Source organism: Caulobacter sp. AVps18 (assembly GCF_058681425.1).
Window position 1 is genome coordinate 3,885,918 of sequence record NZ_CM178737.1, and the last position, 24,952, is coordinate 3,910,869.

Genomic DNA, 24,952 nt, shown 5'->3' on the forward strand with positions numbered 1-24,952 from the left:
GCGCTACCCAAAGTTCGGCGGATAGAGAGACATCAAAACGTAAAAGGCACCAATTGCTCCGACCGCGAAGCACACCGTCTGCCCCAGCAACGCCAAGGCGTTCGCGGTGAATGACGGCCTGACCTCGCGACGATTACGCCATAGCCAGGTAAACAGTCCGAGCAGTCCCAGGTTAGAGAGCCCAATCAGGTATGGATGGCTGATATCGATGTAGAAGCGCAGCGCTGGGATTACGCAGGCGGAAGCAACAAATACGCCCAGCACGAAGGCCGCGATCAGCCATGGCGCGGCCCTGTTTCCGTTAGAAGTGGGCATTCTTGTCATCAGGCCTTCTTTAGCAAAACCGCAGCGACCGCGCACGGATTGGTGCGAGGACAAGCGGAGCGCCCGACGCGCTGAAGCGAAGCCGTCCATCCCCGTCAAAAATTGACAATTTTTGCCAAAAATGCCTCAATCACATGAGAGGTACATGATGGCGACCATGAATGTTTCCCTGCCCGACGCCATGAAAGACTGGGTTGAAGGGCGCGCCGAGACCGGGCGGTACAGCAACGCCAGCGACTATGTGCGCGACCTGATCCGCCGCGACCAGGAACGCGCGGAAAAGATCGCCGCCATGCAACGCCTGATCGACGAAGCCGAGGACAGCGGCGTCAGTTCCAGCTCGATGGACGACATCCTAGCGGTGGCCGGCCGCCGGATCCGGGCCTTATGACGCCTGAGTTGGCCGACCAGATAAGATCTGGACGGTGGCCATCGCCCCTGACGAAGATGTGGGTGATTTTCCTGATTGGTGGCTCAATAGCTGCAACGGTAGTTTTGTGGATTTTCAGCCACGGCTATGCACTTGTCGCAAAGCAAATACCGCCGGGCATGTTTGACGTAGCTTGGGCTTTCTGGCTGCACCCTCTCGGTCTGACTTTAGCGCTTCTCTATCCGCCATATTGGGTGACTTTCTTCTTTCTTCCCGCGCTAGCAGTAGGCCTGGTCGCAACACGCCCCATGGTTCTGAGGTCATCGACGCCAGTATATCTCGCCTCCTGCATGGGTGTTGGATTGCTAGCCGCTGCAGCGCTTTACAGCATCGATTGGGAGCTGAGCGATCTTGCAGCTACTCAGGTTCGAGAGGCCTCTTTTATACCCGCCGTTGCTGGCTTGGTCGGCGGATGCTCCGGTATGGTCTGCGGCCTTCTTACAATGCGGCTTCGTCGCTCCCTCGGGTGATTTTATCTGTTGGCGGACAAACTTGCTCGTATCGAGGCAAGGCTGTTCTCACCCTTCTCCCCTTTTGCCCCCGCCCCGAGTCTGCTGCTACACCTGCGCCAACCAAACCTTTGCGTAGCGGTTGAAATCGCGCGCAACTCGCCTTAGGGTCGAAACGTGCAAGATCTCGCTCAAGCCGTCTATCTCACGCTCGCGATCGCCGTCGTCGGAGGCTACCTCCTCGGCTCGATCCCGTTCGGGCTGATCGCCACCCGCCTCGGCGGGGCCGGCGACATCCGCCAGATCGGCTCGGGCAATATCGGCGCGACCAATGTGCTGCGCTCGGGCCGCAAGGATCTGGCGGCGATCACCCTGCTGGGCGACGCCGGCAAGGGCGTGGTCGCCGTGCTGCTGGCCCGCTGGCTGACCCACGACAGCGCCGCCATCGTGGCCCTGGCCGGCGGGGCGGCCTTCCTGGGCCACCTGTTCCCGGTCTGGCTGAAGTTCAAGGGCGGCAAGGGCGTGGCCACCTTCTATGGCGTGCTGCTGGCCGCCTGCTGGCCGGTGGGGGCGCTGGCCGCCATCACCTGGATCGCCATGGCGGCGATCTTCCGGATCAGCTCCCTGGCCGCCCTGACCGCCGCCGCCCTCGCCGCGCCGTTCGCCTTGGCTACCGACCAGCCCTATCCGATGCTGGTCCTCGCCCTGTTCATGGCGGTGCTGATCTTCATCCGCCACCGCGAGAACATCGCCCGCCTACTGAAGGGCGAAGAGCCGAAGATCGGCAAGAAGAAGACGGCGGAGACGCCGCCTCCAGCCGCGTGATTTCGGGCCGCCTCTCGGACATCCAGCGCCTGGCCTGGCTTAGGCTGGCACGCACCGAGACGGTCGGCCCCGTCGCTTTCGAACATCTGTTGACCCGCTACGGCACCCCCGAGCGGGCCCTGAGCGCCCTGCCCGACCTGTCGCGGCGCGGCGGTCGGCCCACGCCCCTCACCGCCCCGCCCCGCGAGGCGATCGAGCGCGAGCTTGAAGCCGGCGCACGGATCGGCGCGCGGCTGCTGTGCGTGTGCGAGCCCGACTTTCCCGCCCGCCTGGCCGCGCTCGACCCGCCGCCGCCGGTGCTGTGGGCACTGGGCCGGGCCGAGCTGCTGCCCCAGTCCAGCGTCGCCATCGTCGGAGCGCGGATCGCCTCGGCCGGCGGCCAGCGCTTTGCCCGCCAACTGGCGGCCGAACTGGGCCAGGCCGGTCACGTCATCGTCTCGGGCCTGGCGCGCGGCGTCGACGGCGCAGCACACGAGGGCTCGCTGCGCACCGGTACGGTGGCGGTGCTGGGCGGCGGGGTCGGTGACATCTATCCCCCCGAGCATGCGGCCCTGCACGCCCGCATCGCCGCCGAGGGCTGCGTGGTTTCCGAAAGCGCCCCCGACCGCCGGGCCCAGGCCAAGGACTTCCCGCGCCGTAACCGCATCATCTCGGGCCTGTCGCTGGGCGTGGTGGTGGTCGAAGCCGAACTGAAGTCAGGCTCGCTGATCACCGCGCGCCTGGCCGCCGAGCAGGGCCGCGACGTCTTCGCCGTGCCCGGCTCGCCGCTGGACCCGCGCGCCAGGGGAACCAACGACCTGATCCGCCAGGGCGCGATCCTGTGTGAGGGCGCCGAGGACGTCCTGCGCAACCTGTCGGGCCAGGCCCATCTGCGCGAGCGCGAGCGCTCCTATGATCAGGGGCCCGAGGCCGACCACGACCTGGACGCCCTGCGCGAACAGCTGGCCGCCCTGCTCTCGCCCACCGCCGTCTCGCGCGACGAGCTGGTCAGGGCGACGGGCGCGCCGACCTCGGCGGTGATGGCAGCCCTGGTGGAACTGGCCCTGGCCGACCGGGCCGAACTTCTGGCGGGCGGGATGGTGGCGGGGGTTTGAAAAACCCATCACGATAGGTTATTCTGACGATGGTCACCGTCTATCGCGCCTACGGCCTGCGCGTCGTCATCTTTACCAACGATCACGAGCCGGCCCATGTTCACGTGTTCGGCGACGGCGAGGCGAAGATCAATCTGGCCGGGCCCGATGGCTCGCCGGAACTGGTATGGGCGGTCGATATGACCCGGGGCGAAATCCGCCGCGCCTTCTCGATTGTGGTGGAACAGCGCGACGCCTTGCTCGCGCACTGGAGCGCTATCCATGGCTGAACTGACCGACGCCCAGATCGACGCCGCCCTGGTCCGTGGCGCCCGGACACAGCAGGAAGAGCCCCGTGCGCTGTCGGCGCTCTACGCGCCGGCTGACGGACAGGTCACCGTGACCCTGACAAACGGGGCGAGTTTCGCCTTTCCTGCCGGCCTGCTCCACGAACTTCAGGGCGCGAGCGCCGCGCAGTTGTCTGACGTGGCGGTTCTGGGGCACGGCTATGGCCTTCGCTGGGAAGCTCTGGATGTCGATCTGACGGTTCCGGGCCTGCTGGCGGACATCTTCGGAATGCGGTCGCACATGGCGCGAAGGGCTGGACAGGCGACGTCTGAGGCTAAGGCTGCGGCGGCCAGGGCCAATGGCGCGCGGGGCGGAAGGCCTCGCACCGCGAAAAGCGCCTAAACCGAAAGGTCTACCAAAACACCCATGCCCTGGGCCGGGGCGGCGCGCACGGCTTCACGCAGGCGGTCGGCGATCTGCGCGCGTTCCGCGTTGGAGGTCACCGGCTTGACGGGCTGGATCGGCGAGACATAGGCCTCGGTGGCGATCCGATTGAAGCTCGAGACTTGCATATTGGCCAAGGAGGCAGGGGTTTCAGGCTCGCATCTTGCCCGTCGAGCCTTAACAACCACCTACCAAATCAGGCAAACGGCTCCGTCAGACACAGCCCGCGTTGACATTGCCCCCGTCCCGCCCCCACTTTCCGGCGCTCGCCTCCCGGGCGACCCTTTCCCCTGATCCAAGAGTCGTAATGAACGTCGTCGTCGTCGAGAGCCCGGCCAAGGCCAAGACCATCAACAAGTATCTCGGGTCCGACTACACGGTTCTCGCCTCCTATGGTCACATCCGTGACCTGCCATCGAAGGACGGCTCGGTGGAACCGGACAACGATTTCGCGATGAGCTGGGAGATCGACGCCAAGTCGTCCAAGCGCGTCTCCGACATCATCGACGCGATGAAGGGGGCCGATCGCCTGATCCTGGCCACCGACCCCGACCGCGAAGGGGAAGCGATCAGCTGGCACATCCTGGAGGTGCTGAACAAGAAGAAGGCGGTCAAGGGGATGACCGTTCAGCGGGTCACCTTCAACGCCATCACCAAGTCGTCCGTGCTGGAGGCCATGGCCAATCCGCGCGACATCGACATGGAACTGGTCGAGGCCTATCTGGCCCGCCGGGCGCTTGACTACCTGGTCGGCTTCACCCTCTCGCCCGTCCTGTGGCGCAAGCTGCCGGGAAGCCGGTCAGCCGGCCGGGTGCAATCGGTCTGCCTGCGGCTGATCGTCGAGCGCGAGATGGAGATCGAGCGCTTCAAGACCCAGGAGTACTGGAGCGTCGATGCCGACATCTCGGCCGGCGCCGATCCGTTCCTGGCCCGCTTGGTCAAGCACGACGGCAAGAAGCTCACCAAGTTCGACCTGAACAACGAAGGCTCGGCCCTGGCTGCCAAGGCGGCGGTCGAAAAGGCGGTGTTCAAGATCGCGGCGGTCGAGAAGAAGCCCGGCAAGCGCTCGCCCGCCCCGCCCTTCACCACCTCGACCCTGCAGCAGGAAGCCTCGCGCAAGCTGGGCTTCTCGGCCCAGCGCACCATGCAGGCGGCCCAGAAGCTGTATGAAGGCATCGACATCGGCGGCGAGACCGTCGGCCTGATCACCTATATGCGAACCGACGGTGTGTCGGTCGGCCCCGAGGGCATCGCCGAGGCCCGCGACGTGATCGGCAAAGTCTATGGCAAGGACTACGTTCCCGAGACGCCGCGCTACTACAAGGTCAAGGCCAAGAACGCGCAAGAGGCCCACGAAGCCATCCGCCCGACCAGCCTTTCCCGCAACCCCGGCTCGCTGCGCCTGGAGCCGGATCTGGGCCGCCTGTACGAGCTGATCTGGAAGCGGATGATCGCCTCGCAGATGGAAAGCGCCCGTATCGAGCGCACCACGGTCGACATCGAAAGCCACGACGGCCTGACCGGCCTGCGCGCCACCGGCCAGGTGGTGCTCTTCCCCGGCTACCTGACGGTGTACGAAGAAGGCCGCGACGATGACGGCGATGAGGACAGCGCCCGCCTGCCGATGATCACCGAAGGCGCAGCCGCCAAGGTGATCGACGCCCGCGCCGACCAGCACTTCACCGAACCGCCCCCGCGCTATTCGGAAGCCAGCCTGGTCAAGAAGATGGAAGAGCTGGGGATCGGCCGTCCGTCGACCTATGCCTCGGTCCTGACCGTGCTGCGCGACCGCGAATATGTGAAGATGGAGAAGAACCGCTTCATCCCGGAAGACAAGGGCCGCCTGGTCACCGCCTTCCTGGAGCAGTTCTTCCGCCGCTATGTCGAGTATGACTTCACTGCCGGCCTCGAAGAGCAGCTGGACCTGGTGTCGGACGGCAAGCTGGACTGGAAACAGTTCCTGCGCGACTTCTGGAAGGACTTCGCCGCCGCTGTCGGCGAGATCGCCGAACTGCGCGTCACCAACGTGCTGGACGCCCTGAACGACGCCCTGGGTCCGCACATCTTCCCTGACAAGGGCGATGGCACCAACCCGCGTATCTGCCCGACCTGCGGCACCGGCCAGCTGTCGCTGAAGGTCGGCAAGTTCGGGGCCTTTATCGGCTGCTCAAACTATCCCGAATGCCGGTTCACCCGTCAGCTCGCCACGTCGTCCGATGGCGAGGGCGAGGCGGAAACCGCCGACAAGGAGCTGGGCATCAACCCGGAAACCGGTCGCGCGGTGTGGCTGAAGAACGGCCGCTTTGGTCCCTATGTCGAAGAGCCGGCGGCCGCCGACAGCGGCGACAAGCCCAAGCGATCCAGCCTGCCCAAGGGCTGGACCCCGGCCGGGCTTGATCTGGAAAAGGCCCTGCGCCTGCTGTCCCTGCCCCGCGAGGTCGGTCTGCACCCCGACGACGGCAAGAAGATCACCGCCGGCCTTGGCCGCTTTGGGCCCTTCGTGCTGCACGAGGGCACCTATGCCAATCTGGAGACCGCCGAAGAGGTATTCGACATCGGCCTGAACCGCGCCGTCGCGGTGCTGGCCGACAAGCGAGCCGGTGGCGGGCGTCCGCAACGTGGTCAGGCCGCGGCCCTGGCCGAGCTGGGCAATCACCCCGAGGACGGCAAGCCGGTCAAGGTGCTCTCGGGCCGCTTTGGCCCCTACATCAAGCACGGCGACACCAATGCCAACGTCCCCAAGGGTGCCGATCCGGCGGCCCTGACCCTGGAAGAAGCCGTGGTCCTGCTGGCCGAACGCGTCGCCAAGGGCGGCGGCAAGAAGCCGGTCAAGAAGGCTGCCGCCAAGAAGGCCCCCGCCAAGGCCACCACCAAGGCGAAAGCCGCCACTGACGGCGAGGCTCCGGCCAAGAAGGCAGCCGCGAAAAAACCGGCGGCCAAGAAACCTGCCGCCAAGAAGGCCGCGCCCAAGAAGACCGCCGCTAAGGCCGAGAGCTGAGGCTACCCATGACGGCGATCCAGGATTAGATTGCGCCCATGACGTCGCTTGAACGGCCCCTGCCCCTGCCTGTCGTGGTCGCTGGACTGATCCTGATCAGCGTCGGCGGCTTCGCCCTGGGCCTGACCAACGCCATGAAGGGCGGCGGCTCCAACGCCAGCGCCTCCACCGCGCCCCTGGCCGAGGTCTCGGGCGTGGCGATCAAGGACGCCACGGCCGCGCCCCTCTACGTGCCGACCCCGCCTGAAAAGCCCAAGCCCAAGGTCGTGGAAGAGGTCCTGACCGAGGAAGCCGAGGCACCCCCGGTCGTCGAAGCCCCGCCGGTCGACACCACCGCACCCCCCGAAAAGAAGCCCGACACCCCGCCCCCGGCCCCGCCGACGCGGATCGAGGATTTATACTAGCGACGCTGGGCGCCCTCGCGCCGCGCCTCTTAGGTTTAGATGAAGGCTCACCTCTGCCTGTCGGCTCTGCTGCCGCTGGCCGCCGCCCCGGCCCTGCCCCAGGATCCTGAGCCGGCCAAGGTTCCCGCTGCGCTGCGCGCCCTGGAAGGGCGCAGGCGTGGGGACGGCGGCGTGAAGGAACAGGCCTTCGCCCGCTATGATCTGGTGCGGACGGCATGCTGGAGCGGCGGGGCGCGCTAAGTGCAGCGAGCGGACCTTTCCAAGGTCTGCTTGGGGTGGTTCTCGGACGTTCGATCCGATAGGGGTTCAAAATGGCTCTTATAATGCGCTGGTCGGCCCTGATCGCCGGGCTTCTATTGATCGCAATATTCGCGACGGTGTTTGTAACGTTCGCTGTCGTTATGGCACCTTTTGGTGGCATTCCTTATAGCTGGAACCTTCTCTTTATCAATATTCACTGGATCATCATGCTCGCGGCGGGCGTGCTGCTTGTCATAAGCGCGGCAGCCATGTTCCGACGCGCCAAAAGCCGCACCCCCATCCCGTCAGCCGGCGCCGACCACCAGCATGCTCACCAGCACGATGCCCAGACCGCCGGCGATGCTGGTCGTCAGGCCCGTGCCTCTGGACCGGGACCATCCTACTAGGGCCAGGCTAGACAGCAGGGCGTAGAGCCCCAGGATAAAGCTGAGGGTCATAAATGCTCGCGCCCCTCCTGAAGCGGCGGCCTGCACCGAGGCCGGGGCCTGCGGGTGCGTCGCCGCCACCAGAGTGGTCGAGGCCACCACAGCAACGATGAAGGCCACAGAGGAGCAAACGGCGAATCCGATGGCGACAGACGCGGTTTTGCCGCGCACCCCCATCGCCAGCATCGTGCCCAGGAACGTCGCTGCAAACCCGCCCAGAAAGGCACTCAGGGCCGCAAGCTGGGACGCTATGGCGGAAAGGTAGGCTGGCGAAAGCGTTTGCATGGGGCGAGGTTAGCGCAGAACGCCGGGCGGGCAACCGAGTCGGTCAATCAGGGCACGGATCACGGACCACCGCCCCGGCCCTGCCTTTTCACTAGCCATGGCGGCCCATCACGGCTAACCGCGCAGCATGATCCAACCTCACGCCTCGGGCGGCTATATCCTCGACGAACTGGTCGTCGGGATGGTCGCTGAAAAGCACGTCACCGTCACCGAAGAGCGCATCGGCCAGTTCGCCGAGGCTTCGGACGACTTCAACCCCGTTCACATGGACGAGGCGTTCGCCTCGCGCACAGCCTATCGCGGCCGGATCGCGCACGGCCTGTTGTCGGCCTCGTTCGGCTCGGCCGTGGTCGGCACCATCCTGCCCGGCGCCGGGGCCATCTATCTGAGCCAGACCCTGGCCTTTCACCGCCCGGTGCGGATCGGCGACGTCGTGATCGCTCGCGTCACCGTGGCCTCCATCGACGAAACCAGCGCCCGGGTGGTGCTGCGCTGCGAGGCCCTGATCGGTGACGAGATGGTCATGGACGGCGAGGCCACGGTCCGGGTTCCGCGTCGCCGGCGCCCTGCCAGGGGCTGAAACAGCCACCACGCCGCCTTTCCCTTGGCCATTAGACCCGTCTCCGGGTTATGGCAGGACATGGCCAAACCGCGCACGCCCAAGTCGTCCAAGTTCCCTGCTGCTCCCAAGCCGCCCGCCGGCCTGCCGGATCGCGAAACCCTGCTGGCTTTCCTGCGCAGCGCCGGCGAATCCGGCAAGGCCGACATCGCTCGCCATTTCGGCCTCAAGGGCGCTGATCGCCGGGCCCTGCGCGAGATGCTGCGAGAGCTGGAAGCCTCGGGTGCCCTGGGCAAGCGCGGTCGCAAGGGCTTTGCCGAGGCCGGCTCCCTGCCGCCGGTGGGCGTGGCCGATGTGGTCGAGCGCGACACGGACGGCGACATGTTCGTGCGCCTGACCAAGTCTGAAGATACCCCGCTGGTACGGCTGTCGCCGTCGCGCAATGCCGACGCCGGCGGCGCGCCGGGCATGGGCGACCGCCTGCTGGTGCGCTTCGAGCGCCTCGAAAACGGCGAGATGGAAGCCCGGCTGATCAAAAAGCTGGGCCAGAGCGCCCACAAAATCCTGGGCGTGATCCGCAAGCATCGCCGCGAGACGCGGGTGGAGCCTGTGGACCGCAAGTCCAAGGAAAGCCTGATCCTCAATGAGCAGGAAGCCAAGGACCTGAAGGACGGCGATCTCGTTCTGGCCCAGGTCGGTTCGGCCTCCGGCCGCTACGGCCCCAAGATGGGCAAGGTGCTGGAAGTGGTGGGTCGCGAGGACCATCCGCGCGCCGCATCCTTGATCGCCATCCACAGCCACGGCATCCCGGTAGGCTTCTCCGAAGAGGCCGAAGCCGAGGCGGCCGCCGCCAAGCCGCCGACGCTGGAAGGCCGCGATGACCTGCGCGACCTGCCGTTCGTGACCATCGACCCGGTGGACGCCCGCGACCACGACGACGCCGTCTATGCCCATCCTGATCCCGACGCCGGCAATCCGGACGGCTGGATTGTCTGGGTGGCCATCGCTGACGTCGCCGCCTATGTGCGGCCGGGCTCGGCCCTGGACCGCGAGGCCCGCGAGAAGGGCAACAGCGTCTATTTCCCGGACCGGGTCGAGCCGATGCTGCCAGAGGTGCTGTCCAACGGCCTGTGCAGTCTGCGCGAAGGCGAGAACCGCGCGACTCTGGCCGTGCGGATGGTGTTCGACAGCGCCGGCCGCAAGAAGAGTCACCGGTTCGTGCGTGGCCTGATGCGCAGCGCCGCCAAGCTCTCCTACGAGCAGGCCCAGGCCGCCATTGACGGCGTCATCCCGCCCGACGGCCAGGACGGCGACAAGGCCCCGCCGCTGCTGGATCCGATCCTGAAGCCCCTGTGGGCCGCCTTCCGCCTGATGGGCAAGGGCCGCGAGATCCGCTCGCCCCTGGCCATCGAGAGCGACGAGCGCAAGATCGTCATCACCAAGGACGGCGAGATCGCCTCGATCAATCGTCGCGCCAGCCTCGAGGCTCACAAGCTGATCGAGGAGATGATGATCCAGGCCAATGTCTCAGCTGCCGAGAGCCTGGAAGCCAAGCGCACGCCGCTGATCTATCGCGTCCACGACACGCCCAGCCAGGAGAAGGTGCAGAACCTGGCCGAGTTCCTGGCGACGCTGGAGATCAAGTGGAACAAGGGCGAGGCCCCGCAGACCTCGCGCTTCAACAAGCTGCTGGACGAGACCCGCGAGGGGCCGCACGCCGCCATCATCAACGAGGTGGTGCTGCGCACCCAGATGCAGGCCCATTACAGCGCCGACAATCTGGGCCATTTCGGCCTGAACCTGGCCAAGTACGCCCACTTCACCAGCCCGATCCGCCGCTATGCCGACCTGATCGTTCACCGGGCCCTGATCCGGGCGCTGGGGCTGGGCAGCGACGGCCTGACCGACCAGGACATCAGCCAGATCAAGGACACGGCCGAGACCATCACCTATGCCGAGCGCCGGGCCATGGCGGCCGAGCGCGACGCCACCGACCGCTACATCGCCGCCTTCCTGTCAGACCGGGTGGGGGCGACGTTCAATGGCCGCATCACCGGCGTCACCCGCTTTGGCCTGTTCATCAAGCTGGACGACACGGGTGCCGACGGCCTGATCCCGATCTCGTCGCTGGGGGCCGAGTTCTTCGTTCACGACGAGCGCATGCACGCCCTGGTCGGCGAGCGCACCGGCAAGCGCTGGCCGCTGGGCCTGCAGGTCGAGGTCAAGCTGGTGGAAGCCACACCCGTCACCGGCGGCCTGCTGTTCGAGATGCTGACTGAGCCCCTGCCGGCCGATCCCAGAGCGCCCCTGCCCCGGCTTGGCGCGCGGCGTCAGGCGGCGGTAAAGCCGCGCGGCGGCCTGCCCAAGGGCGTCCGGCGCGGCAAGCGGCGATAGAAGAGACGCTGCTCCCCCTCTGGGGGAGCTGTCCCAGAGGGACTGAGGGGGCCTCCTCGGCATGGGCCGCGCTGCCCCCTCCGGCGCTTCGCGCCACCTCCCCCAAGAGGGGACGACCTAGTTCAGCGTCTTGATCGCCGCTTCCAACGCGTCGGCCATCAGCAGCTGATCCGCCACCGACGGGTGAGCATGGCAGGCCGTCTGGACCATGCCGGTGATCCGCACCGGCGTGGCCAGACCCGGCACAGCGGCATTGACGCGTTTGGCCACCTGCGCGACATCATCGGCGAACAGGTCGCCTGCGATCAGCAGGAACCGCGCCTGCGGCTGTCGCTGCGCCAGCCGATTGACGAAGGTTACATAGCCGTCGCGATAGGCCTCGTGTAGCGCCGCCTCACTGGCCCAGGCCTCGCCCGGATTGACCGGGGTCGAGAAATCGTTGGTGCCCAGGCCGACGACGATCAGCTGCGGCTTCCAGCTGTCATCGCCTGCGAGACGCGGTTCCGCATCACCCGGGATCATGCGGTCATAGAGCGCCGGAAGCGGCTCGCCCGCTGCCATGCCTGAATAGTTGCGCACCACGCCCCGGCCCGAGAAGGCGACGATGCGATAGTCGGCCTCAAGGCGCCTGGCCAGCACCGGGCCAAAGGCCAGACTGGTATCGGTCAGGTCATGCACCTGCTGCTGGCTGCAGTCACGCGAGGTCCCACGCACGCCGTAACCAACAGTGTGGGAGTCGCCGATAAATTCGATGCGCCGCTCACGCTGCACCTCGGGCATGAGACGGCTGCCCTTGCCGGCAAAAAGGCCCACGACCTTCGCCGAACCGGACTGGCTCTCGGTGAGCTTGTCGATGCGGATGACGTGCGGGCCGTCTGACAGCCCTTCGAAGCTGAGCCGGGCCAGGCCCGCCTTGGTCAGCTCGGCGCGGCGCTGGCCGTCAATCGAGACCGCCAGATGCTCCTGGCCGGTCTCGACCGCAACCTCGACGGCCGGGCCCGAGAAGCGACCCTCGACATAGACGCCGGGCCAGCCGAAGCGCAGCGCGCCGCCAGACTCGGTGACGACCCGGCCGCCGACATGCAGCGGCAGGGGCTCGCCGGCGAGGCCCGGGGTCGCGCCCAGCATCAGGGCAGCGACAGACGCGACTAAAGCCAAACGTACACGCACAGACCGACTCCCCCGGCAGAATTCCGAAACGTGTTTTTGTCATGCCAGGGCCTGCCGCGCCAGCCGGGCGGCCCTGCTTGGGTGCGGCCCCGAATATCGCTAACAGAGATCGCATGCGCCCAGACCTCGACCCGTTCCACGCCATCGCCATCAGCCGCCTGGCCCATCAGCTAAAGGCCGAGGGGCGCTCGGTGATCCATATGGAGTTTGGCCAGCCCTCTACGGGCGCGCCGGCTGCCGCCATTGCCCGGGCCCACGAGGTCCTCGACAGCGATCCGATGGGCTATTGGGAGAGCCCTGCCCTTAAGGACCGGATCGCCCGCCACTATGCCGACCAGTACGGGATCACCATCGAGCCCGAACAGCTGATCCTGACCTGCGGCGCCTCGCCGGCCCTGGTCATGGCCCTGGCCTCCAGCTTCAACGCCGGCGACCACGTGGCCCTGGCCCGCCCGGGCTACGTCGCCTATCGCAATACCCTGAAGGCCCTGAACCTCGTGCCCGTCGAGATCGCCTGCGGGCCGGAGGATCGCTACCAGCTGACGGCCGCGCATCTGGCGGCTCTGGAGCCGGCTCCGGCCGGGGTCATCGTGGCCAGTCCCGCCAATCCGACGGGCACGATCATCGAAGCTGACGAACTGGCCGCCATCGCCGCCGTCTGCCGGGAGCGGGGCATCCGGATCATCAGCGACGAGATCTATCACGGCCTGTCCTATGTCGGCCCGGCCCGCTCGATGCTGGAGTTCGCGCCCGACGCCCTGATCGTCAACAGCTTCTCCAAATACTTCAGCATGGTCGGCTGGCGGCTGGGCTGGCTGCTGTCACCCGCCGACCACGTGCATCGCGCTCGCGCCTATATGGGCAACCTGTTCCTGACCGCGCCGTCGCTGAGCCAGCATGCGGGGCTGGTGGCGATGGATTGCCGCGACGAACTGGAAGGCCATGTCGAGGTCTATCGCACCAACCGCCAGCTGCTGCTGGACGCCCTGCCCGCCCTCGGCCTGGCCCGCATCGCGCCGCCCGACGGAGCCTTCTATATCTGGGCCGATATCGGCCACCTGACCGACGACTCGATGAGCTTCTGCCAGCAACTGCTGCGCGACACCGGCGTGGCCACCGCCCCGGGCATCGACTTCGACCCCGTCGACGGCCACCGCTTCATGCGCTTCTCCTTCGCCGCCTCGACGGCGGAGATCGAGGAGGCGGTGAAGCGGCTGGTTCCGTGGTTTGCGGGGCGGGCGAAATCCTCTCCCTGAAGGGAGAGGTGTCGGCCGAAGGACGACGGAGAGGGTGGTTTCATCCCCCCTCCGGTCGCTTCGCGACCACCTCCCCCTTCAGGGGGAGGATCTGTGGCCGGCTCCCCCTACTTCTTCTCCAGATAATCCAGGGCCATGAACACCTCGGCCTTCACGCCGGTCTCGAACACGGCTTCGTCGACGTCGAAATAGGGCGAGTGATTGGCCGGGGCTCCGGCGGCGGGGACGCTGGCCTTGCGGCCGCCCAGTTGCACGAACACCCCGGGCACCTTTTCCGCATACATCGAGAAGTCCTCGGCCCCGGTCACCAGGGCGCCGTTGTCATCGACCTTGCCGGGCGAAGCCTTGAGCAGGCTGGCCTTCACCCACTTGGACAGTTCGGGATTGTTGTAGGTCACCGGATAGGGCTGGGTAAACACCGCCTCGGCCTTGGCCCCGTAGCGGTCGCCGATGGCGGCGACGCTCTTCTGGACCTTGTCGATCAGGTCGGCGCGGCGCTCGGTCGAGAACGTCCGCATGGTGCCGCCCATCACCAGATCCTCGGGGATGATGTTCTGGCGCATGCCCATGTGAATCGTTGCAATGGTGAGCACCGAGGGCGAGGCCCCGACATCCACCTGACGGGCGGCGATCTGGTTCATGGCCTGGACGATGTCGGCAGACACACTGGCCATGTCGATGCCCGCCCAGGGGCGTGCGCCGTGGGTCTGCTTGCCCTTGACGGTGATCGTCAGACGGTCGGAGCTGGCATAGAAGCCCATCGGCCGATAGTTGAGCAAATGCCCGTCCAGCGGGCCGATATGCAGGCCGAAAATGGCGTCGACTTTGGGCTGGTCCAGCGCGCCGTCGCGGATCATCAGCTTGGCACCGCCTTCCTCGCCGGCCTGCGGGCCTTCCTCGGCCGGCTGGAAGATCAGGACGACCGTGCCCTTGATGTCGGCCTTCATGCCAGCAAGCACCGTGGCGGTTCCCAGTAGCATGGCCACATGGGTGTCATGGCCGCAGGCGTGCATCACGGGAACGGTCTTGCCCTCCCACGTCGCCGTGGCCTTGGAGGCGAAGGGCAGCCCGGTCTTCTCCTCGACCGGCAGGGCATCCATGTCGGCGCGCAGGGCCACCACCTTGCCGGGCTTGCCGCCCTTGAGGATGCCAACGACGCCGGTCTTGCCCACGCCTTCGCGCACTTCGAAGCCCAGGGCCTTCAGTTCCTTGGCAACGATGGCGGCGGTGCGGACCTCCTGGTTGCCCAGTTCGGGATGCTCGTGGAAATCGCGGCGCCAGGCGATGACCTTGGGCTGCACCGCCTTGGCAGCGGCCTCAATCTGGGCTTGGGACGGCGCGGCCAGGGCCGGGGCGCCGAAAGCCAGACCCGCCGTGATCGCCAGCATCGAAACCCGTCCAAGCATCGTCTTCTTCCTTCCAGAAATGCGGGCGGAGAGTGGAGTGCTTGCAGCAAGGCGGTCAAGCTGACTTAAGGGGCGGCTTTGCGAATGGCGCGATCGGACTAAGCTTGGGCCATGGACGAGCCCATCGACGCCAAATTCGACACGATCAATGACGCCGCCGTGCGCGAGCCGGGCACAGGCGTTCTGAAGCCGCGCCACGCCGCCACCCTGATTATCGTGCGCACCGATACCGGCAAACCGCAGCTGCTGATGGGCCGGCGCAATCGCGGCCATGCCTTCATGCCCGACAAGTGGGTGTTCCCCGGCGGCCGGGTGGATCGCGGCGACTATACCGCGCCCTCGGCGACCGAGCTGGCTCCAGAGGTCACGGCGCGCCTGACCCATCAGCCGCGTCATCCCAATCCGCCGTCCCTATCCCGCGCCCTGGCCCTGGCGGCGGTGCGCGAGACTTTCGAGGAGACAGGCCTGCTGCTGGCCCGCCCGGCCCCTCCACGCCCCGGCGCAGGGGCCTGGCGGCCGTTCCTGGCTCAGGGTGCCCTGCCCGACCTGGCCCCCCTGGCCTTTGTCGCCCGGGCGATCACCCCGCCCTACCGCACCCGCCGCTTCGACGCCCGGTTCTTCATGGCCCCCGCCGAGGCCCTGCTGAGCCTGGATCGCCAGCCTGACTGCGGCGAACTGGACGAGATCGCCTGGGTCGATTTCAAGGAGGCCATGGCGCTGGACCTGCCCAATATCACCCGCTTCGTGGTCAGCGAGATCGGCCAGAGGCTGAAAGACCCGACGCGCCCGGCGCCGTTCATGCGATTCCTCAACGGGGCGCGGAATCTGACCTATGTCTGACCCCGAAGCCCTTGTGGGAACGGAGTAAAATCGCGGCCCTGACCGCAATTGACTTTGCGCCGTTCATGAGTATGTTCCGCGCCTCTTATTTCCAACGCGCGGGAACCTGCGCGACACCGCAGGGATTCGACTATGGCCAAACCGGCTTCAATCAAGATCCGCCTGAATTCGACGGCGGATACCGGCTTCTTCTACGTCACCAAGAAGAACGCCCGCACCAAGACCGAGAAGATGGTGCTGAAGAAGTACGACCCGGTCATCCGCAAGCACGTCGAATTCAAGGAAGGCAAGATCAAGTAGATCTGCCTTTCCGAGACGACCGATCAGAACGCCCGGCCAGCGATGGCCGGGCGTTCTTGCTTTGCGGGCTGCTGACGACGCCCGCATCCTGGCATCCCCTGCGTCTGCTTGAGGCGCCCGCACGGCCACCGGGCGGTAAAAGACTTGCCGGGCGCCTATCGGCTCCTCAGGGAACGTCGTTCGCTGTAATGTGCGCCTGGGTTGATCCCTCGCGAACCCCTCGCGCTGGTGCTCGCCCCAGCGGGAGGCCGAGATGACCCAGAACGCAAAGCGTACGCATGGGCTGGTGCTGCAAGGCGGCGGCGCACTGGGCTCGTTCGAACTGGGCGTGGCCCGCGCGCTGGGTGCGCCCGCCTGCCGCTTCAGGCCCGATGTGATCTCCGGCGTCTCGATCGGCGCGATCAATGCGGTGCTGATGGGTCGTCCGCGTACGGGAACCGGGCTTGAGACCCTGGAGCGGTTCTGGAGCGAGGTACAGGTCAAGGGCTGGCTGGCGAACGTTCTGGGCGGTGGCGCATCGGTCTGGGGCGTTCCGGGCTTCTATAGCCTCGACCTGCCGTGGAGTCCGTTCAGCACCAGCCTGTATGACGTAGGGCCTTTGCGAAAGACGCTGGAAGACCTGGTCGACACCGACGCCCTGGCTCGGCAGGGCTTGCGGCCACAGTTGCTGTTCACCGCACTGGACGTCCGCGAAGGCAAGCTGGCCCGCTTCGACAGCGACGCCCAGCCCCTCACCCTGGACCACGTTCTGGCCAGCGGCAGCTTGCCGCCGAGTTTTCCGCCCACCGCCATCGGCGGAACCCACTATTGGGACGGCGGGGTGTTCGACAACACGCCGCTGGGCGAGGTGATCGCCAATCTCGACGGCGACGATCCAGCCGTGATGGTGGTCAACCTGTTTCCCAACCAGAACCCCCTGCCCCGCAGCCTGGCCGAGGTGTCGCAGGTGTTCACCAACGTCCTGTTCTCCAACAAGACCGACAGCGACATCCACCTCATGGAGCGGTTCACCACAGTGGCCGCCTTCATGAAGCAACTGGACGCGGATCTGGACGAAAACTCGCCGATCCGCGCCTATCCGCAGTTTGGAGCGCTGCTCAAGTACAGGCCCATGCCGACGACGATGAACGTCAATCGCGTCGCCACGACCTCGGCGATGGAGGGCTCGGACTTTTCCGCCAGGGGCATCGAGGCGCGCGCCGCAGAGGGCGAGCGGCTGACCCGCGAGGCGCTGGCGATGGCCGGCCTGATGGCCCGGTCAGCAGTCGTGGCCTGACCCCAACGGCCGGCAGCGGCCGTCGATGTCGGTCGGCGGCTTGACGCCCGTGACCGCCGCGATAGTCGGCGCGATGTCCACGGTGTCGAGCGGCAGGATGCGCTCGCGCGGCGTCCCCTCCTTCCACCAGAAGATGATCGGCACCCGGCGGTCATAGTCCCACGGGCTGCCGTGGGTGGAGACATAGGTCGGCCCGGCGCTGGCGGGCACGAGGTCGGGCTTGAAGGCGACGGCGATATCGCCCGAGCGGCCGGGATAGGCGCTGAGGCGCATGCGTTCCTTCACCGAGTATTCCTCGGGCGAGGTGTCGGCCGGCGGAGGCTGGGCCACCAGCAGGCCGGCGACATCAAAGGCCTCGACCACCTCGGGCTGGCGCGAGACCAGGGCCAGGGCAGCAGCCTTGATCCGCAGATATTCAATCAGCGGCAGGGCCTTCTTGTCGGGCCCCACGATGTCGATTGTGTTGATGCCGCCATCGGCGATCAGGGGATCGAAGTCCAGATCCAGGTCCTTGCGCAGCGTCGCGTTCAGATTGGCCAGCCAGGCGCGGGTGTTGATACGTCCGGCATCATAGCCCTCGTCGTGCAGGCGCTCGGGCATGTCAGCGCCGCCATGGTCGGCGGCCAGCACCACCAGCACCCCGCCCTTGGCCTTGCCGATCCGGTCCAGAAACTGGCCCAGCCCGGCGTCGAGACGGGCGATCTGGTCGCACATCTCGGGGCCGCGTGTGCCGTAGCGGTGACCGATATAGTCGGTGGCCGACAGGCTGACGGTCAGCACGTCAACCTGCGGACCATCGCCCAGGCCATAGCTGTCGCGCAGCTCGGCGGCCAGATCCAGGGTGGCCTTGTCGGTGAAAGGGCTGGCGGACAGATCACGCAGCTTGTCGGCCTCGCTGGTTGCGGCGGGGATCGGCAGGGCCGCGCGCCATTTGCGGCCGCCGGTCTCGTAGTCGGCCTCGAGCGCCTTGCAGCGCTTGGCGGACTTTTCGGCATAGGTCCAGGTGAAGGGGTGCTTCTTCAGATCGGCTGCCAGCCGGGCGTTGAACGCCGCCACGGGCTTGAGCCGCGCCTCGGCGCTGTCGCCGGGCGAGACGAAGGTGGTGAAGCCAAAGCCCGGCTGGAACCAGAAGGCGCCGTCAGCGTGGTGGCCCGACATGGTGATCGCGCCGCGATCCTTGCCCGAAACGCCAAACACCCGGCTGGCGGGCGACACGGCCTTCAACCAGTCGCCATAGGTGGTGGCCACTAGGTTCCTGGGGCTGACCGGACGGCCCTTGGGATCATGGGCCAGGGTGACGCTATCGTCACTGAGACAATAGACCTGCTTGCCCAGGCCGGCGTCGTACCAGTCGTTGGCGCTTATGCCCGTCTTGTTGGGATGCTTGCCCGTCAGCAGGGTGGAATGCCCCGGGCAGGTCTCGGTCATGGCGTGCGACTGGTAGCCGTTGGGATAGACCACGCCCTGGCTGGCCAGCGTGCCCAGGCCACCGGTGAACTCCGCGCGATGCTGGGCGAACAGGTTGGCGCTGAACTGGTCGATCGAGATCACGACCACCAGTTTCGGGTCTGGCCGGGCGATCGGCTTGCCGATGGGCTGGGCCAGCGCGGCTGTAGTCAGGGTCAGCGACAGGCCGGTCGCAGCGGTCAGGGAAGTTAGAATACGCTTCATTGCGGCAAATTGCCTGAACCCGGCGTAGGCGCAAGTTCCGAAGATCGTCAGGCTGCGGAGAAAACGCTGACGCCGCGAAAACCGTCAGGCGGCGCGACCGACCACAGTGTTCCGGCCCGAAGCCTTGGCTTCATAGACACCCTCGTCGGCCCGCTTGAGCAGGGCCTCGGGCGTGTCGTCGGCACCGAGGGTGGCTGAGACGCCGACCGAGATCGTCACCGTCAGCAGTTCCTTGCCGCCCGCCACCCGGAAGGGCGAGCCGGCCACGTGCATGCGGATCCGCTCGGCGATGCGCATCGCGTCGGCCAGCTGCGTATCGGGCATGATCACCGTGAACTCCTCGCCGCCATAGCGGCAAGGCAGGTCAATGGCCCGGACGTTGGAGGCCAGCCGCAGGCCAAATTCGCGCAACACCTCGTCACCCACATCGTGGCCGAAGGTGTCGTTGATCTTCTTGAAGTGGTCGATGTCGATCAACAGGGCCGCGACCGGGTCGCCGCCCAGGGCCGCGCGCTTGGCCAGAGAGTCGAGCTGGCCGGTCATGTAGCGACGGTTGTGCAGGCCCGTCAGCTGGTCGGTGACGGCCAGTTCCAGGCTGTGGTCGAGATTGTTGCGCAGATAGTCGGTGTAACGCTTGCGCTGGATCTGGGTCTTGACCCGTGCCGCCAGCTCCTGGGGGTCGACGGGTCGGGGCAGGATGTCGTTGACGCCGATTTCCAGCGCCTTGACCATACGGGGCCGCTCGTCGGGATCGACCAGGGCCAGGATCGGCAGGTGACGGCTGCGCTCGTCCGACCGCAACGAGGCGGCGAAACGCAGGCCATCAAAGCCCCGCGCGGCGGCGTTGATGATCACAAGATCCACCGGGCCACAGGCGCTGATCCGGGCCTTTTCAGGATCGGACTCGACGACCGGGCGATGCTCGATGGCCAGTTCGGTGGCCAGGCGCTGGGCCTGGCGCTCATTGTCGTCGACGATCAGAACCCGGCCACCCAGGCCGTCCAGGCGGGTGGCGGCGCCGGCGATCACACCGATGCGACGGCCCGAGGCCTCGCGCTGGCGCAGTTCGTCGATCACCAGCTTCAACCGGGTCAGGCTGCGCACGCGGGCCAGCAGCATGACGTCGTCGATGGGCTTGGTCAGAAAGTCGGAGGCACCCGCCTCCAGCCCCTGGATGCGGTCGGCGCGACCGTCGAGAGCCGTGACCAGCACCACGGGAATGTGGCGGGTGACGGCGTCTTCCTTCAGCTTCCGGCATACGGTGAAACCGTCCATGCCGGGCATCATCACGTCCAGCAGGATAATGTCGGGCAGGTCATTGGCGGCCATGGCCAGGGCGGTCGGACCGTCGTGGGCGCAGGTGACCTGATAATACTCGGCAGAAAGCTTGGCCTCGAGCAGGCGAACATTGGCCTCGATGTCGTCGACGACGAGGATGCGCGCGCTCATGCCGGCGTCTTTTCCAGCAGACGCCTGATGGTCTCAAGGAAGTGGGCAACCGAGATGGGCTTGGAGATATAGGCCTCGCAACCGCCCTCGCGGATACGCTCCTCGTCACCCTTCATGGCGAAGGCGGTGACGGCGACCACGGGGATGTGTGCCAGGTCCTCGTCTTCCTTCAGCCACTTGGTGACCTCCAGCCCGGAAATCTCCGGCAGCTGGATATCCATGAGGATAAGGTCGGGACGATTGTCGCGGGCGATGGATAGCGCTTGCAGACCCTCGCGGGTCTGCAGGGTTTCGTAACCCTGGGCTTCGAGCAGATCATGAAAGAGCTTCATGTTCAGCTCATTATCCTCCACGATGAGGACCTTCTTCGTCATCCTGACCCCGACCATACGGTCCGTGGCGACGCCAAAGAGATTCGCGTCGTCTTCTTCGTCCAGATCGCACGAATATCCTTAAGCCCGCGCTAATCGCATCAACACCGGCCGATCGCAGATCATGGAACTTCGTTACACTGACCTTCAGGCCTGCACCGTCGCCCCGGACAGACCCCTCGTGATCGTCGATGTCGACGAGGTGCTGGCCCAGTTCATGCACGGTTTCGGGGCCTTTGTCGGCCGCCACGGCTTTGAGCTGCGGGTCGACCGCTTCGCCCTGTTCCAGAACATCTATCGGCCGGGAGAGACCCAGCACGTGGACATGATCGCCGGCAAAGCGCTGTTCGACGACTTCTTCCGCGATGGCGGCGATGACCTGGCACCCGCCGAAGGTGCCGCCGACGCCCTGGCCAGCCTGTCGACCCGGGCTGGCATCGTGATTCTGACCAATGCCCCCGAGCATGGCCGCCAGACCCGGGCCCGCTGGCTCAAGACCCACGGCTTCGACTACCCCCTGGTGATCAACAGCGGCCCCAAGGGCCCGCCCGCCGCCGAACTGGCCGGACGCACGACCGGGCCTTCGGTGTTCATCGACGACCTGTTGCCACAACTGGAGTCGGTGGCCGCCAGCGCGCCGGGCGTCACCCGTTTCCAGATGGTCAGCGATGAGCGCCTGCGCCCGCTGGCCCCCAGCGCGCCCGACCGCCATGAACGGATCGACCTTTGGCCTGACCTCCAGACCGCCATCGAGGGACGCCTGTTCGCATGATCCGTTTCGGCGTCGATTTCGGCGGCACCAAGATCGAGGCCGCCGCCCTGGACCGCGACGGCCGCTGCATCGCCCGGGTGCGCAAGCCCAATCCGGGAAACTATGACGACGCCCTGACCGTGGTCGCCGACCTGCTGGCCGACGCCGAGACCATGGCCGGCGCGAAGGCGCAACGGCTGGGCATGGGCATTCCGGGCTCGATCTCGCCGCGCTCGGGCCTGATCCGCAACGCCAACAGCGTCTATCTGAACGGCCGGCCTTTTCAGGAAGACCTGGCTGCGCGGCTCGAACGGCCGGTCAGACTGGCCAATGACGCCAACTGCCTGGCCTTGTCGGAAGCCGTTGACGGCGCTGGCGCGGGGGCCGGTGTGGTCTTCGCCCCCATCCTGGGCACCGGCTGCGGCGGCGGGCTGGTGGTGGAGGGCCGGATTATCGAGGGCCGCAACGGCATCGGCGGCGAGTGGGGCCACACCTCCCTGCCCTGGCCCCGCCCGGAAGAGTATCCCGGCCCCGCCTGCTGGTGCGGTCGCAAGGGTTGCCTGGAAACCTGGATCGCCGGTCCGGCCTTTGCCCGTGATGCAGGCCACCCCACCGGCCAGGCAGCCATGGCCGCCGTCGAAGCCGGCGACGCCTCGGCCATTGCGGCGCTGGACCGCTATGTGGATCGTCTGGGACGTGCCCTGGCGGCGCTATGCGACATCGTCGATCCCGACGTCATTGTGCTGGGCGGTGGCATGTCGAACATCGAGGCCCTCTATGAACGCCTGCCGGCGGCCATGGCCCCGCACGTCTTCTCCGACGCCTTCGAGACCCCTGTCCGCAAGGCCGTGCACGGCGACAGCTCGGGCGTAAGGGGCGCGGCCTGGCTGTGGCCGGCGGAAGACTGATACGGCCATGAAGGCCCTGTGCCGCGACTGCTCCTGGACCGGCGAAACGCGCGCGGCGCGCTGCCCGGCCTGCGGCTCGCCCCGTACTGTCTTTCATGAGGAGTTGGGTGCCCTGTCGATGGCGCACCTGGACTGCGACGCCTTCTACGCCTCGGTCGAGAAGCGCGACGATCCTTCGATCCGCGACCAGCCGGTGATCATCGGCGGCGGCAAGCGCGGGGTGGTCACCACCGCCTGCTACATCGCCCGGATGAGCGGCGCCCGCTCGGCCATGCCGATGTACAAGGCCCTGAAGCTTTGCCCGCAGGCCGTGGTCATCAAGCCCAACTTCGCCAAGTACAAGGCCGCCAGCCGCCATATCATGAGCAAGCTGGAGGCCCTGACACCACTGGTCCAGCCCCTGTCGCTGGATGAGGCCTGGGTAGACCTGTCGGGCACCGAACGGCTGCACGGTGCGCCGCCGGCCGTGATGCTGGCGCGCTTGCAGTCCCAGATCGAGGCCGAGATCAGCCTGACCGTCTCCATCGGCCTGGCGCCCAACAAGTTCCTGGCCAAGATCGCGTCGGAACTGGACAAGCCGCGCGGCTTCTCGGCCATCGGCGCGGCCGAGGCCCAGAGCTTCCTGTCGACCAGGCCAGTCTCGATCCTGCCGGGCGTTGGGCCCGCGACCGTCTCATCCCTGGAGGATGCAGGCCTGCGCACCGTGGGCGACATCGCCGCCGCCGACCTCAAGATGCTCGTCGCCACGCTGGGCGCAGGCGGCCTGCGCCTGCATCACCTGGCCCATGGCCGTGACACGCGCGCGGTCGATCCCGATCAGGTGCGCAAGACGATCAGCGCCGAGACCACGTTCAACGACGACCTGTTCCGCCGCGAGGACCTGGAAGATCAGCTCTGGCCCCTCTGCGAGAAGGTGGCCCGTCAGGCTCGGACCGAGGGCGTGGCCGGCCGCGTGGCGACGCTGAAGCTGCGCACCCCCGACTTCAAGATCCTGACCCGTCGCCGGACCCTGGCGGTGCCGACCCAGACCGCCCGCACCCTGTTCCAGGTGGCCCGCGAGTTACTGGCCGCCGAGCCGGGCGGCCGCTATTATCGCCTGATCGGCGCGGGCCTGACCGAGTTCGTCCCGGCCCAGGGCGCGGCCGACGACTTTTTCGCCGGCGACGAGCGCCGCGCCCTGAAAAGCGAAACCGCCATCGACGCCCTGCGTGGCAAGTTCGGCGCCGGCGCCGTGATCACCGGACGCGCGCTGAAGCAGAAATAGGTGCCGCGCCCCGGCTTCGTGCTACCCAGACCTGCCCCACCGTCGGAGACCCCATGTCGCGCTTACTGATCATCGCCTTGGCCGTCTTGAGCCTCACTGGCGCTTCCACGGCGGCTCTGGCGCAGAGCCCTTCGCCTTCGCAACCCGCCCTGCATCACGCAAAGGGCGCCTTCGAGGTCAAGATGGCCCCGCAGGAGCAGGACAAGGCCGAGGGCTCGACCCTGGGCCGGCTGTCGCTGGACAAGGTTTTTCACGGCGACCTTGAGGGTGTCGGCAAGGGCCAGATGCTGACCATCATGAGCGACACGCCCGGATCAGCCGTCTATGTGGCCGTCGAGCGCGTCACCGGATCGCTGAACGGCAAGGCCGGCAGCTTCGCCCTCGCCCACCAGGGCGTGATGCGTGGCGAGTCGCGGCAGTTGACCGTGGAGATCGCGCCCGACTCCGGTTCGGGAGCACTGAAAGGCATCGCCGGGCGCCTGACCATCGACGCCACGGGCGGCCAGCATCTCTACGACCTGGAATACACGCTGCCGAATCCCTAGGCGCCGAGTCGGTCTCTGGAGGCGTCGTCAGCCTCTTGCGCGACGCCTTGCCGCGCCCCATCTGCGCTCCTCGCCACAGGAAACCGTCGGACTGCAGCCTGCGATTTCCCAATGGCGAAGCCGTTTTCGAGGGCGCCCCTGTGTTAAAGCGGCGCAGCGGCGCGTCGGCCCCTTCCAAAGCCGGCGAGTTTCCATATCTAATCCATGACAGGCGGGTGGTTCGTCCCGCCGGGAGAGAACGGTCAATGGCCGAGCGGAAGCAAGGCGGACAGAATAACGGTTCTGGATCTTCGGTCATCACTGAGGTGAAGCCGAAGACACAGAAGCCTTCGCTCTATCGAGTACTGATTTTGAACGACGACTACACGCCGATGGAATTCGTCGTGTACGTCCTCGAACGGTTCTTCAACAAGTCACGCGAAGACGCGACCCGGATAATGCTGCTCGTTCATCAACACGGTGTTGGTGTGTGTGGCGTATACACCTACGAAGTCGCTGAAACGAAGGTTGCGCAAGTCATCGACTCGGCGCGCCGTCATCAGCATCCCCTGCAGTGCACCATGGAAAAAGACTGAGGAGCCTCCCC

At 66.7% G+C, this 24,952-nt stretch carries 27 protein-coding genes; 19 read left to right on the forward strand and 8 right to left on the reverse strand.

Features of this window, described 5'->3' with window-relative positions:
- Positions 1–3: 3 nt before the first annotated feature.
- The gene (locus ACW179_RS17545) at positions 4–378 is read right to left on the reverse strand and encodes a hypothetical protein (protein WP_492060742.1); all 375 of its coding nucleotides are present in this window, start codon (positions 376–378) and stop codon (positions 4–6) included.
- A gap of 67 nt (positions 379–445) precedes the next feature.
- Here ACW179_RS17545 and ACW179_RS17550 point away from each other — a divergent pair, with 67 nt between their 5' ends.
- From ACW179_RS17550 to ACW179_RS17570, 5 genes are all read left to right on the forward strand, one after another.
- The gene (locus ACW179_RS17550; protein WP_492060743.1) at positions 446–715 is read left to right on the forward strand and encodes a type II toxin-antitoxin system ParD family antitoxin; all 270 of its coding nucleotides are present in this window, start codon (positions 446–448) and stop codon (positions 713–715) included.
- Between the two features lie 665 nt (positions 716–1,380).
- Positions 1,381–2,028 carry a glycerol-3-phosphate 1-O-acyltransferase PlsY gene (gene plsY / locus ACW179_RS17555; RefSeq protein WP_492060744.1) on the forward strand — a complete coding sequence of 216 codons (648 nt, stop codon included), beginning with the start codon at positions 1,381–1,383 and terminating at the stop codon, positions 2,026–2,028.
- On the forward strand, positions 2,025–3,122 hold the full coding sequence (dprA, locus tag ACW179_RS17560) for a DNA-processing protein DprA (protein WP_492060745.1): 1,098 nt from the start codon (positions 2,025–2,027) through the stop codon (positions 3,120–3,122). The genes plsY and dprA overlap by 4 nt, the downstream gene beginning before the upstream one ends.
- A 29-nt stretch (positions 3,123–3,151) precedes the next feature.
- Positions 3,152–3,391, forward strand: a complete 240-nt coding sequence (locus tag ACW179_RS17565; protein WP_492060746.1) for a DUF4160 domain-containing protein — start codon at positions 3,152–3,154, stop codon at positions 3,389–3,391.
- Positions 3,384–3,791, forward strand: a complete 408-nt coding sequence (locus tag ACW179_RS17570) for a DUF2442 domain-containing protein (protein WP_492060747.1) — start codon at positions 3,384–3,386, stop codon at positions 3,789–3,791. Before ACW179_RS17565 ends, ACW179_RS17570 begins: the two co-directional genes overlap by 8 nt.
- Here the strand turns inward: ACW179_RS17570 and ACW179_RS17575 are convergent.
- A complete protein-coding gene (locus ACW179_RS17575; protein WP_492064345.1) occupies positions 3,788–3,961 on the reverse strand; it encodes a hypothetical protein in 174 nt (57 codons plus the stop codon). The genes ACW179_RS17570 and ACW179_RS17575 overlap by 4 nt on opposite strands.
- Positions 3,962–4,140: 179 nt before the next feature.
- On the opposite strand from ACW179_RS17575, the gene topA reads away from it, so the two are divergent.
- From topA to ACW179_RS17590, 3 genes are read left to right on the forward strand one after another with little or no spacing between them, the layout of a single operon-like run.
- Complete coding sequence (topA, locus tag ACW179_RS17580) at positions 4,141–6,831, forward strand: type I DNA topoisomerase (protein ID WP_492060748.1); 2,691 nt, start codon at positions 4,141–4,143, stop codon at positions 6,829–6,831.
- Positions 6,832–6,869: 38 nt separating this feature from the next.
- Positions 6,870–7,235, forward strand: coding sequence for a hypothetical protein (locus ACW179_RS17585; RefSeq protein ID WP_492060749.1), 366 nt, complete (start codon positions 6,870–6,872; stop codon positions 7,233–7,235).
- 39 nt (positions 7,236–7,274) lie between these two features.
- On the forward strand, positions 7,275–7,475 hold the full coding sequence (locus ACW179_RS17590) for a hypothetical protein (RefSeq protein ID WP_492060750.1): 201 nt from the start codon (positions 7,275–7,277) through the stop codon (positions 7,473–7,475).
- Positions 7,476–7,780: 305 nt separating this feature from the next.
- On the opposite strand, the gene ACW179_RS17595 is transcribed toward ACW179_RS17590, so the two are convergent.
- On the reverse strand, positions 7,781–8,206 hold the full coding sequence (locus ACW179_RS17595) for a hypothetical protein (RefSeq protein WP_492060751.1): 426 nt from the start codon (positions 8,204–8,206) through the stop codon (positions 7,781–7,783).
- A 127-nt stretch (positions 8,207–8,333) separates the two neighbouring features.
- On the opposite strand from ACW179_RS17595, the gene ACW179_RS17600 reads away from it, so the two are divergent.
- Both ACW179_RS17600 and rnr read left to right on the forward strand, forming a co-directional pair.
- Complete coding sequence (locus ACW179_RS17600; RefSeq protein WP_492060752.1) at positions 8,334–8,786, forward strand: MaoC family dehydratase; 453 nt, start codon at positions 8,334–8,336, stop codon at positions 8,784–8,786.
- Between the two features lie 60 nt (positions 8,787–8,846).
- Positions 8,847–11,159, forward strand: a complete 2,313-nt coding sequence (rnr, locus tag ACW179_RS17605) for a ribonuclease R (RefSeq protein ID WP_492060753.1) — start codon at positions 8,847–8,849, stop codon at positions 11,157–11,159.
- Positions 11,160–11,276: 117 nt separating this feature from the next.
- Here rnr and ACW179_RS17610 read toward each other — a convergent pair whose 3' ends face one another.
- Positions 11,277–12,329, reverse strand: a complete 1,053-nt coding sequence (locus ACW179_RS17610) for an SGNH/GDSL hydrolase family protein (protein WP_492060754.1) — start codon at positions 12,327–12,329, stop codon at positions 11,277–11,279.
- A gap of 113 nt (positions 12,330–12,442) precedes the next feature.
- Between ACW179_RS17610 and ACW179_RS17615 the strand changes: the two genes are divergently transcribed.
- A complete protein-coding gene (locus ACW179_RS17615) occupies positions 12,443–13,585 on the forward strand; it encodes a pyridoxal phosphate-dependent aminotransferase (RefSeq protein ID WP_492060755.1) in 1,143 nt (380 codons plus the stop codon).
- Between the two features lie 107 nt (positions 13,586–13,692).
- Here the strand turns inward: ACW179_RS17615 and ACW179_RS17620 are convergent, their stop codons facing one another.
- Entirely contained in the window at positions 13,693–14,991 is a 1,299-nt protein-coding gene (locus ACW179_RS17620; protein ID WP_492060756.1) for an amidohydrolase, read from the reverse strand.
- 111 nt (positions 14,992–15,102) lie between these two features.
- Here ACW179_RS17620 and ACW179_RS17625 point away from each other — a divergent pair, with 111 nt between their 5' ends.
- The 3 genes from ACW179_RS17625 (at position 15,103) to ACW179_RS17635 (ending at position 17,407) form a co-directional block, all read left to right on the forward strand.
- Entirely contained in the window at positions 15,103–15,831 is a 729-nt protein-coding gene (locus tag ACW179_RS17625) for an NUDIX hydrolase (RefSeq protein ID WP_492060757.1), read from the forward strand.
- Positions 15,832–15,963: 132 nt separating this feature from the next.
- Entirely contained in the window at positions 15,964–16,131 is a 168-nt protein-coding gene (gene rpmG / locus ACW179_RS17630) for a 50S ribosomal protein L33 (RefSeq protein WP_007673017.1), read from the forward strand.
- Positions 16,132–16,384: 253 nt separating this feature from the next.
- Entirely contained in the window at positions 16,385–17,407 is a 1,023-nt protein-coding gene (locus tag ACW179_RS17635; protein ID WP_492060758.1) for a patatin-like phospholipase family protein, read from the forward strand.
- Here ACW179_RS17635 and phoY read toward each other — a convergent pair.
- From phoY to ACW179_RS17650, 3 genes are all read right to left on the reverse strand, one after another.
- A complete protein-coding gene (phoY, locus tag ACW179_RS17640; RefSeq protein WP_492060759.1) occupies positions 17,390–19,078 on the reverse strand; it encodes an alkaline phosphatase PhoY in 1,689 nt (562 codons plus the stop codon). The genes ACW179_RS17635 and phoY overlap by 18 nt on opposite strands.
- A gap of 84 nt (positions 19,079–19,162) precedes the next feature.
- Entirely contained in the window at positions 19,163–20,527 is a 1,365-nt protein-coding gene (locus ACW179_RS17645; protein WP_492060760.1) for a PleD family two-component system response regulator, read from the reverse strand.
- A complete protein-coding gene (locus ACW179_RS17650; RefSeq protein ID WP_492060761.1) occupies positions 20,524–20,901 on the reverse strand; it encodes a response regulator in 378 nt (125 codons plus the stop codon). Before ACW179_RS17650 ends, ACW179_RS17645 begins: the two co-directional genes overlap by 4 nt.
- 121 nt (positions 20,902–21,022) lie before the next feature.
- On the opposite strand from ACW179_RS17650, the gene ACW179_RS17655 reads away from it, so the two are divergent.
- The 5 genes from ACW179_RS17655 to clpS all read left to right on the forward strand — a co-directional run bounded on the left by ACW179_RS17655 (position 21,023) and on the right by clpS (position 24,941).
- Positions 21,023–21,670: a hypothetical protein gene (locus tag ACW179_RS17655; RefSeq protein ID WP_492060762.1), complete on the forward strand. Its 648-nt coding sequence runs from the start codon at positions 21,023–21,025 to the stop codon at positions 21,668–21,670.
- Positions 21,667–22,557 (forward strand): ROK family protein, encoded by an 891-nt coding sequence (locus ACW179_RS17660; RefSeq protein WP_492060763.1) that lies wholly within the window; start codon positions 21,667–21,669, stop codon positions 22,555–22,557. The genes ACW179_RS17655 and ACW179_RS17660 overlap by 4 nt, the downstream gene beginning before the upstream one ends.
- A gap of 7 nt (positions 22,558–22,564) precedes the next feature.
- Positions 22,565–23,821, forward strand: coding sequence for a DNA polymerase IV (locus ACW179_RS17665; RefSeq protein WP_492060764.1), 1,257 nt, complete (start codon positions 22,565–22,567; stop codon positions 23,819–23,821).
- Between the two features lie 53 nt (positions 23,822–23,874).
- The gene (locus ACW179_RS17670; RefSeq protein ID WP_492060765.1) at positions 23,875–24,366 is read left to right on the forward strand and encodes a DUF3224 domain-containing protein; all 492 of its coding nucleotides are present in this window, start codon (positions 23,875–23,877) and stop codon (positions 24,364–24,366) included.
- A gap of 245 nt (positions 24,367–24,611) precedes the next feature.
- Positions 24,612–24,941 carry an ATP-dependent Clp protease adapter ClpS gene (gene clpS / locus ACW179_RS17675; protein WP_419255106.1) on the forward strand — a complete coding sequence of 110 codons (330 nt, stop codon included), beginning with the start codon at positions 24,612–24,614 and terminating at the stop codon, positions 24,939–24,941.
- Positions 24,942–24,952 lie beyond the last annotated feature (11 nt).

Coding starts and splice junctions, on each gene's coding strand:
- phoY (WP_492060759.1), bottom strand. CDS start 19,078: ATGAAGCGTATTCTAACTTCCCTGACCGCTGCGACCGGCCTGTCGCTG.
- ACW179_RS17575 (WP_492064345.1), bottom strand. CDS start 3,961: ATGCAAGTCTCGAGCTTCAATCGGATCGCCACCGAGGCCTATGTCTCG.
- ACW179_RS17595 (WP_492060751.1), bottom strand. CDS start 8,206: ATGCAAACGCTTTCGCCAGCCTACCTTTCCGCCATAGCGTCCCAGCTT.
- ACW179_RS17650 (WP_492060761.1), bottom strand. CDS start 20,901: ATGACGAAGAAGGTCCTCATCGTGGAGGATAATGAGCTGAACATGAAG.
- ACW179_RS17565 (WP_492060746.1), top strand. CDS start 3,152: ATGGTCACCGTCTATCGCGCCTACGGCCTGCGCGTCGTCATCTTTACC.
- rpmG (WP_007673017.1), top strand. CDS start 15,964: ATGGCCAAACCGGCTTCAATCAAGATCCGCCTGAATTCGACGGCGGAT.
- ACW179_RS17620 (WP_492060756.1), bottom strand. CDS start 14,991: ATGCTTGGACGGGTTTCGATGCTGGCGATCACGGCGGGTCTGGCTTTC.
- ACW179_RS17645 (WP_492060760.1), bottom strand. CDS start 20,527: ATGAGCGCGCGCATCCTCGTCGTCGACGACATCGAGGCCAATGTTCGC.
- ACW179_RS17635 (WP_492060758.1), top strand. CDS start 16,385: ATGACCCAGAACGCAAAGCGTACGCATGGGCTGGTGCTGCAAGGCGGC.
- clpS (WP_419255106.1), top strand. CDS start 24,612: ATGGCCGAGCGGAAGCAAGGCGGACAGAATAACGGTTCTGGATCTTCG.
- ACW179_RS17665 (WP_492060764.1), top strand. CDS start 22,565: ATGAAGGCCCTGTGCCGCGACTGCTCCTGGACCGGCGAAACGCGCGCG.
- ACW179_RS17570 (WP_492060747.1), top strand. CDS start 3,384: ATGGCTGAACTGACCGACGCCCAGATCGACGCCGCCCTGGTCCGTGGC.
- ACW179_RS17585 (WP_492060749.1), top strand. CDS start 6,870: ATGACGTCGCTTGAACGGCCCCTGCCCCTGCCTGTCGTGGTCGCTGGA.
- ACW179_RS17615 (WP_492060755.1), top strand. CDS start 12,443: ATGCGCCCAGACCTCGACCCGTTCCACGCCATCGCCATCAGCCGCCTG.
- ACW179_RS17625 (WP_492060757.1), top strand. CDS start 15,103: ATGGACGAGCCCATCGACGCCAAATTCGACACGATCAATGACGCCGCC.
- ACW179_RS17600 (WP_492060752.1), top strand. CDS start 8,334: ATGATCCAACCTCACGCCTCGGGCGGCTATATCCTCGACGAACTGGTC.
- rnr (WP_492060753.1), top strand. CDS start 8,847: ATGGCCAAACCGCGCACGCCCAAGTCGTCCAAGTTCCCTGCTGCTCCC.
- ACW179_RS17670 (WP_492060765.1), top strand. CDS start 23,875: ATGTCGCGCTTACTGATCATCGCCTTGGCCGTCTTGAGCCTCACTGGC.
- ACW179_RS17655 (WP_492060762.1), top strand. CDS start 21,023: ATGGAACTTCGTTACACTGACCTTCAGGCCTGCACCGTCGCCCCGGAC.
- topA (WP_492060748.1), top strand. CDS start 4,141: ATGAACGTCGTCGTCGTCGAGAGCCCGGCCAAGGCCAAGACCATCAAC.
- ACW179_RS17660 (WP_492060763.1), top strand. CDS start 21,667: ATGATCCGTTTCGGCGTCGATTTCGGCGGCACCAAGATCGAGGCCGCC.
- ACW179_RS17550 (WP_492060743.1), top strand. CDS start 446: ATGCCTCAATCACATGAGAGGTACATGATGGCGACCATGAATGTTTCC.
- ACW179_RS17590 (WP_492060750.1), top strand. CDS start 7,275: ATGAAGGCTCACCTCTGCCTGTCGGCTCTGCTGCCGCTGGCCGCCGCC.